The following is a 14,050-nucleotide window of genomic DNA, read 5'->3' as shown; positions in this document are numbered from 1 at the left end:
ACGGTTCCGGGAGGCGACCGGCTCGTCAGGCGGAGATCCGCTGGGGGAGCTGCTCCGGCACCTGGTCGAGCAGGTACACGGGGTGCCCGGCGGGGTCGAGGAAGCTCGCCCAGTGACCGCCCGGGATGGCCCGGGGCTTCGCGACGAACGTCAGCCGGTCCCGGTGCTCGGCGTAGAAGCGCTCGACGCTGTCGACGAGGAACGCCGGTCCGGGTTGTTCGCCCGCGACCCGTGGCCCGACCATGAACTGCACGTTCGTCCCGGGGATGGTGAAGGCGACGGTGTGGTCGCCGTGGCGCCACGCCTCGGTCCAGCCGAGCGTGTCGCGGTAGAACGACAGGGCCTCCTCGACGTCGGGGACCGGGTTGTAGGTGAATGCGAGCCGCACGGCACCTCCAATGTCGGGGACAACACTGTCGCATGCGCCCGAACGGGTGAGAACACCGGCCCGCCCGTTCGCTGCCCGGCGCGTTCTCTATTACGAACGGGTTACGGCAAGTGGGTGGTGCGGGACCTCGCCCCTGTGGGCGTTGAGCCAGGCGGGTGGTCGCGGGGGTCAGCCGGTGACGCGCCGTGTCCGCAGCACGCGGAACCCGTGCCGGCTCGTCAGCCGCTCGGTGGGCCAACCGCTCTCGGTGAGCCAGCGCTGCAGCGAGTCCGAGCCGAGGTTCTTCTGCACCACCATGATCGCCGCACCGCGCTCGGTCAGCCGGGCCAGCCAGCGCAGCAGCAGCTCGTGCAGCGCCTGCTTGCCGATGCGGATCGGCGGGTTCGACCAGATCGCGGCGAACCGCACCTCCTCCGGCACGTCCTCGACCACCCGCACGTTGCGCAGCCCGGCCGCCTCGGCGTTGGCGGCGCACAGCTCCCGCGCCCGTTCGTTGACGTCCACCGCCCACACGGTCGCACGCGGGCACCGCACAGCCAGCGTCAGCGCGATCGGCCCGTACCCGCAGCCGAGGTCGAGCAGGTGTCCGGTCATCGGCGGCGGGGGAGCGTGCTCCAGCAGCACGGCCGTGCCCTTGTCCAGCCCGTCGCGGGCGAACACCCCGGCCGCGGTGGCCAGCTCCAGCTCCCGCGACCCCACGGTGAGCCGCACCGAGCCCAGCGGCCCGGCGGGCCCGGTGGGCGACTCGAAGTAGTGGGTCACGAGTCCGGGAGGCTAGCAAGATCGCGTCCAGGTCGGCGTCCGCGCTGCTCGCACGGCAGCACGGTCGACCTGGACCGATCGTGGACCGGCGGCGGTCCGGCGCCGTCCGGCTCGCCGGTCCGCCCTCCGACACGCGGATGGCGACCCGGATCCGGATCACCGTCCGCGAGGTGGACGCGGTCATGAGGTGTAGTGCCCGGCGTACTCCTCCCTCAGCTTGTACTTCAGGACCTTGCCGCCGACGGTCTCCGGGAGCTGGTCGGTGAAGACCACCGACTTCGGGGTCTCGAAGCCCGCCAGGTGCTCGCGGCAGTGCGCGATCAGCTCCTCCTCCGTGACCGACGCGCCCTCGGCCGGGACCACCACCGCCGTGACGGCCTCGCCCCACCGCTCGTGCGGCAGCCCCACGACCGCGGCGCGGGCGACGCCCGGGTGCCGCAGGAGCACGGCCTCGACCCGCTGGGAGGAGACGTTCTCGCCGCCGGTCTTCACGATGTCCTTGTACCGGTCGACCATGATCCGCAGGCCGTGCTCGTCGACCTGGGCGGAGTCGCCGGAGTGGAACCAGCCGCCGCGGAACGCCTCGGCCGTGGCCTGCGGGTTGCGGTAGTAGCCGGCGGTGATGATCGGAGAGCGGTAGACGGCCTCGCCGGGCACCCCGCGCACCGGCTCGCCCAGCTCGTCGACCACGTCGGAGGCCAGCAGCGGGCTCGGCACGCCGACGTAGTTGACCGCGGGCGCGGTGGTGCGGTGCACCTCCGGCCACTTCGTGGGCCAGAACCGGTGGCAGGCGATCGCCTCGGTCTGGCCGAAGATCCCGAGCGTCATGAACTGCGGACCGATCCGCTTCTCCAGGCCGGTCAGCAGATCGGGCGCGAGCGCGCCCCACCCGTAGACGAGCATCGTCAGCGACGAGACGTCCAGCTCCGGCCGCGCGTCGAGGGTGTCCGCGAGGGCCGAGACGAACTGCGGCGAGCCGGCCCACAGCGCCGTGGCGCGCTCGAGCGCGATCGCCTCCGCGACGGCGTCCGGGGCCGGCTTGCGGCCCAGCACGATCGAGCCGCCGGACAGGAAGGCGGAGAAGGTGAAGATCTGGTCGCCGACGTGGTAGATCATCGGCAGGAACGTGGCGACCTTCAGATCGCACTCGTGGCGCACCCCGCGCGAGAGCGAGAGCGCGAAGTTCAGCGCAGCCAGGTACGTCGAGCTGTGCGTGACCATCGCGCCCTTCGGCATCGACGTGGTGCCGGAAGTGAACAGCAGTTCCCATACGTCGTCGCCGTGGATCTCGACGTCGGGCTCGGTCTCCGGCTGTCCAGCGAGCAGCTCGCTGAACGTCGGGCCCAGTGTGCCGCCGACCTGCACGAACGCGGCCACCTCCAGCCCGGCGGCGGTGAACGTCTGCTCGGCTCGCGGCCACAGCTCGGCGTCGACGATCGCGAGCTTCGGTTCGGTCAGCTCGATCAGGTGCGTGACGACGTCGGGGGCGAGTGCCGGGTTGAGCGGTACCGCGACCATCCCGGCCTTCGCGATGCCGATCTTGGTCAGGAACGCCTCGACCGAGTTCTCGCAGAACAGCAGCACGCGGTCGCCCGGCTCCAGTCCCCGCGCGGCCAGTGCGTGGGCGAGCTGGTTGCACAGCGCGTCGGCCTGCCGGTTCGTGACACGAGCGAACTGCGGTTCACCGAAGGCCCCGGGTGCGCCGGCGATGGCGGTCTGGTCCGGGTAGCTCCACGTGAGGCGCTCGAACACGTCCCCGACGGACGTGCGTTCCCAACGGTGCACGGCCCGGCGGCCGCGCAAGGTGGTGACGTCGAACTCGACGGCGTTGTCCATGCCCTACAGCATGGGTGACACCGATCACGCGGACAAGACCTGAGTCAATTGAAATTCACTTGGCGAGGGTTCGATGCCGAGGCAGCCGTGCGCCATGGTGTCCAGGAGCGAGGCGAGCCGCTCCGGGGGGAGACCGCTGCGGAAGAACAGGGTCGACTGGATCGCGCCGATGGCCGCGTGCACGGCGACCCGCAGTTCCGGGTCGGTCAGGTCGCGGCGCAGCGGGGCGAGGGTGTGCACCCAGTCCTCGACGTAGTGCCGCTGCGCCCGGCGCAGCCGCCGCCGCGCCTCCTCGGGGAGGTTCTGCTGCTCGCGGTGGTAGACCGCGAGGATCGACCGATGTTCGATCGCCACCGTGATGTGGTCTCTGACCAGGGCGGACATCGTCGTGTGATCGTCGGTTCCGGCCGCGATGACCTCGTCGGTCCCGCGCTGCAGACGGGCCATCCCCTCCTCGAGGAGGACGACGAGGATCTCGTCCTTCGAGGCGAAGTGCCGGTAGATGCCCGAGCCGACGATGCCGGCCTCGGCCCCGATCTCGGCCATGCCGACGTTGTGGAACCCGCGGGCCGCGGTCAGCCGGGCCGCCGCCTCGAGGATGCGGGCTCTGCGCTCGGGATCACGTCGTCTGGTCGAAGAGGGTCGTGCCACCTGGTCATCATCGCAGGCGCCGGTTATGCTCGCCTCTAGTGAATGAAAAATCACTTGTGAGAGGTACGGCGGGTGGACTTCCACGAGAGCGACGAGCACCGCGATCTGCGGGCCGCGGTCGCCGCGATCGCGAAGCGCTTCGGTCCCGACTACTACGTGGAGCACGCGCGCTCCAGAACCCCGTGCACCGAGCTGTGGAAGGCGTTGGGTGACGCCGGGTTCATCGGCGTCTCGGTCCCCGAGGAGTACGGCGGGGGCGGTGGCGGGCTCGTCGAGCTGTCCATGGTGTGCGAGGAGATCGCCGCCCAGGGCACGCCCCTGCTGCTCCTGCTGGTGTCCGCGGCCATCTCCGCGGAGGTGATCGCCGACTTCGGCAGCGAAGAGCTGAAGAAGCGCTGGCTGCCCGGCCTGGCCGCCGGCTCCACCAAGGTGGTCTTCGCGATCACCGAGCCGGACGCGGGCTCCAACACCCACAAGCTCACGACCACCGCCCGCCGGGTCGGCGACGAGTGGGTCGTCACCGGCACCAAGCACTACATCTCCGGCGTCGACGAGGCGGAGGCGCTGCTGCTCGTCGCGCGCACCGGCTCCACCGACGACGGCACCGCGGCGCTGTCGCTGTTCGTCGTGCCGACCGACGCCCCGGGCCTGGTCGCGACCCCGCTGCCGGTCGACGTGATGCTGCCGGAGAAGCAGTTCGTGCTGCACTTCGACGACGTGCGGCTGCCCGCGACCGCGCTGGTGGGGGAGGAGGGCGCCGGGTTCCGCCAGGTGTTCCGCGGCCTCAACCCAGAGCGCATCACCGGTGCCGCGCTCTGCGTCGGCGTCGCCCGGCACGTGCTCGCGCAGGCCGCCCGGTACGCGCAGGAACGCCAGGTGTGGGGCCGCCCGATCGGCACCCACCAGGGCGTGGCGCACCCACTGGCCAAGGCCCGCATCGAGACGGAGCTGGCCGCGCTCATGATCCGCAAGGCCGCGTGGCTGCACGACCGTGGCGAGCCGGCGGGCGAGGCGTCGAACATGGCCAAGTACGCCGCCGCCGAGGCCGCGCTCGCAGCCGTCGACGCGGCCGTGCAGACCCACGGCGGCAACGGCCTGGCCAGCGAGTACGGGCTGCTGCCGTACTGGGGTCTCGCCCGCTTGCTGCGGATCGCGCCGGTCAACCGGGAGATGATCCTCAACCACGTCGCCCAGCACGGTCTGGGCCTGCCGCGCAGCTACTGAATCCCCGTCTCCCCCGAGCAGCGGAGCTCAGCATTGACCACGAACCTGATCCACCGCGTCAACGTCGGTGACTCGCTCACCCGCTCGGCCGCCGCCCGCCCGGCGCAGATCGCGATCGTCGACGGCGACCGCGAGTGGACCTACGCCGAGTTCAACGCGTGGGTGAACCGGATCTGCCACGGCCTGGTCGCCCGCGGCTACACCCGCGGCGACGCGACCGGTGGCGAGAACGTCGCCTCGATCGAGGTCGAGAAAGCCGTGTACGCGGCGTCGGCGGAGCTCGGCGACCCGGTCGCCGAGGCAGTTGTGGTCGGGCTGCCGCACGAACGGTGGAGCGAGGCGATCACCGCTGTCGTGGTGCCCGGGCCCGGTGCCACGATCGACGAGTCGGAGCTGCTCGCCGCGCTGAAGAAGCGGCTGGACGGGTACAAGGTGCCCAAGTCGGTGATCGTCGTCGACGAGCTGCCCCGCACCTCCACCGGAAAGATCCAGAAGAACGTCGTGCGCGACACCTTCGCGAACCACTACGGAGCCTGAATGCCCGTCCTCACCTCGAAGGTCGACACGTCGGACGAGGAGTTCGTCGCCAACCGCGCCTACCAGCTGGAGCTGATCGACCAGCTGAACGCCGAGCTGGAGAAGGTGATCGCCGGTGGCGGCGAGGTCTACACCGAGCGCCACCGCAAGCGCGGCAAGCTGCCCGTCCGCGAGCGGCTGGAACTGCTGCTCGATCCCGACAGCCCGTTCCTGGAGCTGTCCCCGCTCGCCGCGTGGGGGAGCGAGTTCGCCGTCGGCGGGTCGGTGCTCACCGGCATCGGCGTCGTCTGCGGCGTCGAGTGCATGATCATCGGGCACGACCCGACGGTGCGCGGCGGCGCGATGAACCCGTACTCGTTGAAGAAGACGCTGCGCGCGCTGGAGATCGCGCGGGTCAACCGGCTGCCGGTGATCAACCTCGTCGAGTCCGGTGGTGCCGATCTGCCCACCCAGCTCGATCTGTTCGTCCCGGCCGGGCGGATCTTCCACGAGCTGACGGAGCTGTCGGCGCTGGGTATCCCGACGATCGCGCTGGTCTTCGGCAACGCCACAGCAGGCGGCGCGTACGTGCCCGGCATGTGCGACTACGCCGTGCTCGTCGACAAGGGTGCCAAGGTGTTCCTGGGCGGCCCGCCGCTGGTCAAGATGGCCACCGGCGAGGACGCCGACGACGAGGAGCTGGGGGGTGCCGAGATGCACAGCCGCGTCTCGGGGCTCTCGGACTACTTCGCCACCGATGAGCTGGACGCGCTGCGGCTCGGCCGGAACATCGTCAAGCGGCTCAACTGGCGCAAGCTCGGGCCGCCGCCGGGCCCGGTGCGCGAACCCCGCTACGACCCGGAGGAGATCCTCGGCATCGTCTCCCGCGACGTGAAGGTTCCGTTCGACCCCCGGGAGATCATCGCGCGGGTCGTCGACGACTCCGACTTCGACGAGTACAAGCCGCTCTACGGCACCTCGTTGGTCACCGGCTGGGCGCAGATCCACGGCTACCCGGTCGGCATCCTGGCCAACCACCGCGGCGTGCTGTTCAGCGAGGAGGCGAAGAAGGCCAGCGAGTTCATCCTGCTGGCCAACCAGACCGACACGCCGCTGGTGTTCCTGCAGAACACCACCGGCTACATGGTCGGCAAGCAGTACGAGCAGGGCGGCATCATCAAGGACGGCGCCAAGATGATCAATGCCGTCACCAACAGCGCCGTCCCGCACATCACGATCAACATGGCCAGCTCGTTCGGGGCCGGCAACTACGGCATGTCCGGGCGGGCCTACGACCCGCGGCTGATGTTCGCCTGGCCCGGTGCCAAGCTCGCGGTGATGGGGGCGACCCAGCTCGCCGGGGTGCTCTCGATCGTGGGCCGGGCCTCGGCGAAGAGCCAGGGCAAGCCGTTCGACGAGGAGGCCGACCGCAAGCGCACCGCCGCCATCGAGGCGCAGATCGAGAAGGAGTCGCACTCGTTCGCCGTCACCGCTCGGCTCTACGACGACGGGATCGTCGACCCGCGCGACACCCGCACCGTGCTGGGCATGTCGCTGTCGGCCGTGCACTCCCAGACCGTCGCCGGCCGCCGCGGCTTCGGCGTCTTCAGGATGTGAGCGAATGATCGACAAGCTGCTCGTGGCCAACCGCGGGGAGATCGCCGCCCGCGTCATGCGCACCGCGCACCGGCTGGGCATCGCGACGGTCGCGGTGTTCTCCGATCCCGACGCCGACGCGCCGTTCGTCGCGCTCGCCGACGAGGCCGTCCGGCTGCCCGGCGCCACGCCCGCGGAGACCTACCTGCGCGGCGACAAGATCATCGAAGCGGCCCGGCTGACCGGCGCCGACGCCGTCCACCCCGGCTACGGGTTCCTCTCCGAGAACGCCGGGTTCGCCCGCGACTGCGCGGCGGCGGGGATCACGTTCGTCGGCCCGACGCCCGAGGTCATCGCGTCGATGGGCGCGAAGACCGAGGCCAAGGCGCGCATGGCGGCCGCCGGGGTGCCGGTCCTGCCCGGCGCCACGATCACCGACGACACCGACCTGGTCGCCACCGCGGAGGAGATCGGCTACCCGCTGCTGGTGAAGGCGGCGTTCGGTGGCGGTGGGCGCGGCATGCGCGTCGTGCACGGGCCCGACGAGCTGCAGACCGCCGTCGAGGCCGCCCGGCGCGAGGCCGCCGCCGCGTTCGGTGACGGCACCGTGTTCCTGGAGCGGTTCGTCGTCGATCCCCGCCACGTCGAGGTGCAGATCCTCGGCGACACCCACGGCAACGTCGTGCACCTGTTCGAGCGGGAGTGCTCGATCCAGCGTCGTTACCAGAAGATCGTCGAGGAGGCGCCGTCCCCGGCCGTCGACGAGGCGCTGCGCAAGGAACTGGGCAGCGCGGCGGTGGCCGCGGCGACCGCGATCGGCTACACCGGCGCCGGCACCGTCGAGTTCGTGCTCGCCTCGGACGGCACGTTCGGGTTCCTCGAGGTCAACACCCGGCTGCAGGTGGAGCACCCGGTCACCGAACTGATCACCGGGCTGGACCTGGTGGAGCTGCAGCTGCGGATCGCCGAGGGCGAACCGCTGCCGCCGTCGGTGACCGAGGCGCGCATCGACGGGCACGCGATCGAGGTCCGGCTCTACGCCGAGGATGTGGCGGCCGGGTTCCTGCCCGCCACCGGCACCCTGCACACGTTCGCGATCGACGGCGACGTGCGCGTCGACGCCGGCGTCACCTCCGGCTCGGCCGTGAGCCCGCACTACGACCCCATGCTGGCCAAGGTGATCGCGCACGGCGCCACCCGCGCCGACGCCGTCCGCGCGCTCACCCGGGCGCTCGCCACCGCGCGCATCCACGGGGTCACCACCAACCGCGACCTGCTCGTCGGCATCCTGCGCGAACCGGAGTTCCGTGCCGGGAGGACCGACACCGGGTACCTGACCCGGCACGATCCCGCCGCGCTCTGCGCTGCGCCGGACCCGGTGCCGTTCGCGGTGGCGGCCGCGCTCGCCGCGCAGGCCCGCAACCGGGCCGAGGCGCGCGTCCTCACCTCGATCCCGTCCGGCTACCGCAACGTCGGCGGGGTGCCCCAGAGGATCGCGTTCGCCCGTGGTGACGAGCAGCTCGACGTCCGCTACCGGGTGCGGCCGTTCTCCGCGACCGTGAACGGTGCACCGGTCGACGCCCGGCTGGTCTCGGCCACGCCCGACGAGGTGGTGCTGGAGATCGGTGGGATCCGCAGGCGGTACACGGTCCGGCGGGCCGACGGCACCGCCTACGTCGACGGGCCGGACGGCTCGGTCGCGCTGGTCGAGGTGCCGCGGTTCCCGGACCCGACGACCACGCTCGCGGCCGGCTCGCTGGTCGCCCCGATGCCCGGCACGGTCGTGCGCGTGCTGGCCGAGCCGGGGACGACCGTCGAGCTCGGACAGCCGCTGGTCGTGCTGGAGGCGATGAAGATGGAGCACACCGTCGCCGCTCCCGTGGCCGGGGTGCTCGCGGAACTGCACGTGGACGCCGGCACCCAGGTCGACACGGGCCAGGTGCTGGCCGTGGTGGAGGAAACCTGACACCGAAGGCAAGGAGGCCCGGTGAACATCGCCACCCTGTTGCGTCGAGCCGCCGCCGACCACGCCGACCGCGTGGCCCTGCGGCTCGACGACATCGAGATCACCTACGCACAGTACGCCGACCAGGCGGCCCGGTTCGCCGCCCACCTGCGCGCCGAGGGCGTGCAGCCCGGCCAGCGGGTGGGCGCCTACCTGCCGAACTGCCTGGAGTACCTGATCGCGTTCCTCGGGGTCTGGCAGGCGGGCGGCATCGCGGTGCCGCTGAACTACCTGTTCCCCGATGCGGCGCTCAAGCACGCGATCCTCGACTCCGGCGTGACGCACCTGCTGGTGCAGCCCTCCGACGCCGACCGCGTCAAGGCGCTGCTCGGCGACGCCTGCCCGGTGCTGCTGACCACCGGCGCCGGCGGCAGCTTCGCCGCGGCCGTGGCGGCGCAGCAGCCGTTCGACGGTGTCGTGCCGCGGCTCGACGGCGATGAGGCGCTGATCATGTACACGTCCGGGTCGACGGGCGTGCCGAAGGGCGTGCGGCAGACCCACCGCAACACCCTCGCGCACTGCGACGCCGTCATCGACCACTACCAGCTGACCGCCGATGACCACGTGCTCAACTGCATGCCGCTGTTCCACGTCGGCGGGCTGCAGCTGTCCAGCTTGACGCTGCTGCTGCGCGGCGGCCAGATCACGTTCATGCCGAAGTGGGACGTGACGCGCTGGCTGGAGCTGGCGCAGACGCTGCGGCCCACCTTCGGCGGGCTGATCTCGACGATGATGATCGACGTCGGCAACCGGACCGTCCAGAACCCGGTGGTGCTCGACTCGTTCCGCATCTGCATGTTCGGCGGGTCCCGCACGCCGACGGCCGCGATCGAGCGGCTCGCCGCCGGCACCGGCATCCAGGGCACCGAGATCTACGGCCAGACCGAGCAGAGCGGGCTCGTCGTCACCTACGCGCCGGGGGAGCAGCGGCGGCCGAACTCGATGGGCCGCCCGCTGGAGCAGATCGTGCAGACCCGGCTCGTACCGCCGGGCGGTGGCCCCGACATCCGACCCGGCGACGAGGGCGTGGGTGAACTGTGGGTGCGCGGCGACGCCGTCACGCTCGGCTACTGGAACCTCGACCTGCCCGAGAAGTGGGCGACCGACGAGACCGGCACCTGGCTGCGCACCGGCGACCTCATGTCGATCGACGCCGACGGCTACCTGTACTACGTCGACCGGATCGACGACATGATCGTCTCCGGCGGGGAGAACATCTTCCCGCAGATGGTGGAGGAGCACCTGGCCGACTGCTCGCTCATCGCCGAGGTCGCCGTCATCGGCACCCCGCACGAGCGGTGGGTGGAGCAGGTGACCGCGATCGTCGTCCCCAACCGCGAGGGGGTGACGGCCGCCGACATCGAGGCCTACTGCGCGACCAACCCCAACCTGCGCGGCATGCACCGGCCCAAGCGCATCGAGATCGTCGACGAGCTGCCGCGCACCGGTTCCGGCAAGTTGAACCGCCCCGAGCTGAAGAAACGGTTCCGATGAGCGAGCAGGTGGTGACGTACGAGGTCGTCGACGGCGTCGCGTGGCTGACGATCAACCGGCCCGAGGCCCGCAACGCGCTGTCCGAGCCGGTCCGCGAGGGCCTCTGGGAGGGCGTGCACCGCTTCAACGCCGACGACTCCGCGAGCGTGCTGGTGCTGACCGGAGCCGGGGACAAGGCGTTCTGCGCGGGCGGTGACCTCAAGGAGATGGCGGAGACGGCGCTCGAGGTGCCGCCGCCGGACTTCGTGCCGCAGTTCGGCCGCAACGTCGAGGTCGTCAAGCCGACGATCGCGGCGGTCAACGGCGTGGCCTTCGCCGGCGGGTTCCTGCTGGCCCAGCAGTGCGATCTCGTGGTGGCCGCCGAGCACGCGACGTTCGCGGTGAGCGAGGTGAAGGTGGGCCGCGGCTCGCCGTGGGCGGCACCGCTGTCGTGGCTGGTGCCGCCGCGGCTGGCCATGGAGATCCTGCTGACCGGCGACCCGATCGACGCTCGCCGCGCCGAGGCGCTCGGCCTGGTCAACCACGTCGTACCGGCCGCGGAGCTGCGCGACCACGCGCAGCGCCTGGCGCAGCGGATCGCGAAGAACGCGCCGCTGTCGGTGCGGGCCGCCAAGGCCACCGTCTACCTCTCGCGGCCCGACGTCTACGACCGGGCGGAGGAGATCTGGGAACCGGTGTACCGCTCCACCGACGCGCAGGAGGGGCCTGCCGCGTTCCGGGAGAAGCGCGCGCCCGTCTGGAAGGGGGTCTAGTGGCCGTCTCGATGGAGGTGCTGGCCGACGACCTGGCGGCCGAGACCGCGGTGCTGCGGGACGTCCTCGCCCCGCTGGCGGAGGCCGACTGGCGCCGGCCCACCCCGGCCGCGGGCTGGTCGGTGACCGACCAGGTGTCGCACCTGGCGTACTTCGACGACGTCGCCGTCCAGGCAGCCACCGATCCCGACGCCTTCGCCAGGACCGTCGAGGAGCTGGTCGGCGACGGGGTCATCGACCCGGATGCGATCGCGGCGCGGTACCGGCACCTGTCCGGTGCGCAGCTGCTGGCCTGGTTCGACCGATCACGCGCGGGGCTGTTGGCGGCGTTCCGGCAGCTCGACCCGGCCAAGCGGGTGCCGTGGTTCGGCCCGTCCATGAGCGCGGCCTCGTCGCTCACCGCGCGGATCATGGAGACCTGGGCGCACGGTCAGGACGTCGCCGACGCGTTCGGCGTCACCCGCGAGCCCACCGACCGGCTGCGGCACGTCGCGCACATCGGCATCGGTGCGCGCGCCTACAGCTACCAGGTCAACGGAAAGGAACCGCCCACCACGCCGATCCGCGTGACGCTGAACGCTCCGTCCGGAGCCGTCTGGACCTGGGGACCGGAGGACGCGGAGAACACCGTGACCGGCCCGGCGCTGGACTTCTGCCTGGTGGTCACCCAGCGCCGCCACATCGACGACGTCTCGCTCGTCGTCGAGGGGCCGGTCGCGGCGGAGTGGATGGCGATCGCACAGGCCTTCGCCGGTCCCGCCGGGACCGGCCGCAAGCCGGGGGAGTTCGCATGACGCGACCGGTGATCATCGGCAACTGCTCGGGCTTCTACGGCGACCGCCTCGCCGCTGCGCGGGAGATGGTCGAGGGCGGCCCGATCGACGTGCTGTGCGGGGACTACCTCGCCGAGCTGACCATGCTCATCCTGGCCAAGGCGCAGGCCAAGGACCCGGCGCTCGGCTACGCCACCACGTTCCTGCGGCAGGTCGAGGAGGTCCTCGGCACCTGCCTGGAGCGCGGCATCAAGATCGTGTCCAACGCGGGCGGGCTGAACCCGGCCGGGCTCGCGGCGGCGATCCGCGACGTCGCGGCGAAGCTGGGGCTCTCGGCGAAGGTCGCGCACGTCGAGGGCGATGACCTGCGCGGCAACCTCGACGCGATCACCCCGCCCGTGGAGGGCAAGCCGGTCTCCGCCAACGCCTACCTCGGCGGCTGGGGGATCGCCGAGGCGCTCGCGGCCGGGGCGGACGTCGTCGTGACCGGGCGGGTCACGGACGCGTCGCTGGCCGTCGGGCCTGCGGCGTGGTGGCACGGCTGGGCCCGCGACGAGTTCGACGCGCTCGCCGGCGCCGTCGTGGCCGGGCACGTGATCGAGTGCGGCCCGCAGGCGACCGGTGGCAACTACCCGTTCCTCGACGAGATCACCGACCGCCGCTACCCGGGCTTCCCGATCGCCGAGGTGGCCGCCGACGGCTCGTCGGTGATCACGAAGCACCCGGGCACCGGCGGGCTCGTGTCCGTCGGCACGGTGACCGCGCAGTTGCTCTACGAGCTGCAGGGACCCGCCTACCTCGGGCCCGACGTCACCACGCACTTCGACACGATCACGCTCACGCAGGAGGGCGAGCACCGGGTGCGGATCTCCGGGGTGCGCGGCAGCGCCCCGCCGCCGACGCTGAAGGTGGCGCTCAACGAGGCGGGCGGCTACCGCAACACGATGACGCTGGTGCTCACCGGGCTGGACATCGAGGCCAAGGCGGCGCACGCCGAGGCGCTGCTGTTCGACATCCTCGGCGGCAAGGACCGCTTCACCGAGGTCGACGTGCGGCTGCTGCGCTTCGACCGGCCCGACGCTCCGACCAACGAGCAGGCCACCGCGCACCTGCGGGTGACCGTGAAGGACCCGGACCCGCGCAAGGTCGGCCGCGCCTTCTCCAACGCGACGATGGAGCTGGCGCTGGGCGGATACGCCGGGTTCCACACCACCACACCGCCCACCGCGGAGAGCGCGTTCGGGGTGTACCGGCCGGCGAGCGTGCCGCGCTCGGCGGTGCAGCACGTGGTGGTGCACGCCGACGGCACGCGCACGGTGGTGACGGACCCGCCCACGGCCGATGCTGCCGGGGTGGAGGGCAACGAACGGCCCTTTCGTCCACCCCGAGTGGACGAAAGGGCCGTTCGTCCAGACCTGGTCCCGGACCCCGAGCCCGTGGCCGGACCGACCCGGCGGGTCCCGCTCGGCACGGTGTGCGGCGCGCGGTCGGGGGACAAGGGCGGCGACGCGAACATCGGCGTCTGGACCCGGGACCCCGCCGCCTACCCGTGGCTGCGCGGGTTCCTCACCCCGGACCGGGTGCGCGAGCTGCTCGGCCCGGAAACCGCCGAACTGGACATCGAGGTGCACGAGCTGCCGAACCTCAACGCGGTCAACGTGATCGTGCACGGGCTGCTGGGGGCGGGCGTGGCCAGCTCGACCAGGCCCGACCCGCAGGCCAAGGGGCTGGGGGAGTACCTGCGCAGCCGGGTCGTGGAGATACCGGAAGCGCTCCTCGGCTGAGCTGGTGCCGGTGGACGCGATTCACCTCAACAGCGCCTCGGCCTCGTACCCCCGGACCGACCCACCGCTCCTGACCGAGCACCACCGGAAGGTGGCCACGGCGCTCGCGCGTCGACGACGGCGGGCAGGTGCCTAGCGGCCCACAGCGGAACGATACGGGGCCGTGAGCTGCGGAGGAGCCACCGTCGACGCGGGGAGTGCACGAGCCGCGATCCGGCGACGAAGGAACCGCGCACAATCAGCACTGCGGCTCTCCGCGGTTCCCGGGC

At 71.8% G+C, this 14,050-nt stretch carries 12 protein-coding genes; 8 read left to right on the top strand and 4 right to left on the bottom strand.

The features are described 5' to 3' along the window. Positions 1–25 precede the first annotated feature (25 nt). The 4 genes from BUE41_RS13395 to BUE41_RS13380 form a co-directional block, all read right to left on the bottom strand. The gene (locus BUE41_RS13395) at positions 26–388 is read right to left on the bottom strand and encodes a VOC family protein (RefSeq protein WP_073457409.1); all 363 of its coding nucleotides are present in this window, start codon (positions 386–388) and stop codon (positions 26–28) included. A 168-nt stretch (positions 389–556) separates the two neighbouring features. Continuing rightward, on the bottom strand, positions 557–1,150 hold the full coding sequence (locus tag BUE41_RS13390) for a class I SAM-dependent methyltransferase (protein WP_073457408.1): 594 nt from the start codon (positions 1,148–1,150) through the stop codon (positions 557–559). Positions 1,151–1,330: 180 nt separating this feature from the next. Next, positions 1,331–2,986, bottom strand: a complete 1,656-nt coding sequence (locus BUE41_RS13385) for an AMP-binding protein (RefSeq protein ID WP_073457407.1) — start codon at positions 2,984–2,986, stop codon at positions 1,331–1,333. Between the two features lie 24 nt (positions 2,987–3,010). Beyond that, complete coding sequence (locus BUE41_RS13380; RefSeq protein WP_073457406.1) at positions 3,011–3,637, bottom strand: TetR/AcrR family transcriptional regulator; 627 nt, start codon at positions 3,635–3,637, stop codon at positions 3,011–3,013. Positions 3,638–3,709: 72 nt separating this feature from the next. Here BUE41_RS13380 and BUE41_RS13375 point away from each other — a divergent pair, with 72 nt between their 5' ends. Genes BUE41_RS13375 through BUE41_RS13340 form a run of 8 tightly spaced genes read left to right on the top strand, consistent with a single transcriptional unit; the run spans position 3,710 to position 13,781 of the window. Continuing rightward, positions 3,710–4,861, top strand: a complete 1,152-nt coding sequence (locus BUE41_RS13375) for an acyl-CoA dehydrogenase family protein (RefSeq protein WP_073457405.1) — start codon at positions 3,710–3,712, stop codon at positions 4,859–4,861. Positions 4,862–4,894: 33 nt separating this feature from the next. Next, positions 4,895–5,398, top strand: a complete 504-nt coding sequence (locus tag BUE41_RS31890) for an AMP-binding enzyme (RefSeq protein ID WP_073457404.1) — start codon at positions 4,895–4,897, stop codon at positions 5,396–5,398. Then, on the top strand, positions 5,399–6,994 hold the full coding sequence (locus tag BUE41_RS13365) for an acyl-CoA carboxylase subunit beta (RefSeq protein WP_073457403.1): 1,596 nt from the start codon (positions 5,399–5,401) through the stop codon (positions 6,992–6,994). It begins immediately after the preceding gene. Positions 6,995–6,998: 4 nt separating this feature from the next. After that, positions 6,999–8,939 carry an acetyl/propionyl/methylcrotonyl-CoA carboxylase subunit alpha gene (locus BUE41_RS13360; protein ID WP_073457402.1) on the top strand — a complete coding sequence of 647 codons (1,941 nt, stop codon included), beginning with the start codon at positions 6,999–7,001 and terminating at the stop codon, positions 8,937–8,939. A gap of 21 nt (positions 8,940–8,960) precedes the next feature. After that, a complete protein-coding gene (locus tag BUE41_RS13355) occupies positions 8,961–10,472 on the top strand; it encodes a class I adenylate-forming enzyme family protein (RefSeq protein ID WP_073457401.1) in 1,512 nt (503 codons plus the stop codon). After that, a complete protein-coding gene (locus BUE41_RS13350; protein WP_073457400.1) occupies positions 10,469–11,224 on the top strand; it encodes an enoyl-CoA hydratase/isomerase family protein in 756 nt (251 codons plus the stop codon). The genes BUE41_RS13355 and BUE41_RS13350 overlap by 4 nt, the downstream gene beginning before the upstream one ends. Beyond that, positions 11,224–12,018 carry a TIGR03084 family metal-binding protein gene (locus tag BUE41_RS13345; RefSeq protein WP_073457399.1) on the top strand — a complete coding sequence of 265 codons (795 nt, stop codon included), beginning with the start codon at positions 11,224–11,226 and terminating at the stop codon, positions 12,016–12,018. Before BUE41_RS13350 ends, BUE41_RS13345 begins: the two co-directional genes overlap by 1 nt. Next, complete coding sequence (locus BUE41_RS13340; RefSeq protein WP_073457398.1) at positions 12,015–13,781, top strand: acyclic terpene utilization AtuA family protein; 1,767 nt, start codon at positions 12,015–12,017, stop codon at positions 13,779–13,781. The genes BUE41_RS13345 and BUE41_RS13340 overlap by 4 nt, the downstream gene beginning before the upstream one ends. Positions 13,782–14,050 lie beyond the last annotated feature (269 nt).

This window comes from Pseudonocardia thermophila (assembly GCF_900142365.1).
Taxonomy (GTDB): domain Bacteria; phylum Actinomycetota; class Actinomycetes; order Mycobacteriales; family Pseudonocardiaceae; genus Pseudonocardia; species Pseudonocardia thermophila.
The sequence above is the reverse complement of the archived record's forward strand: the minus strand, read 5'-3'. Positions and strand labels throughout refer to the sequence as shown.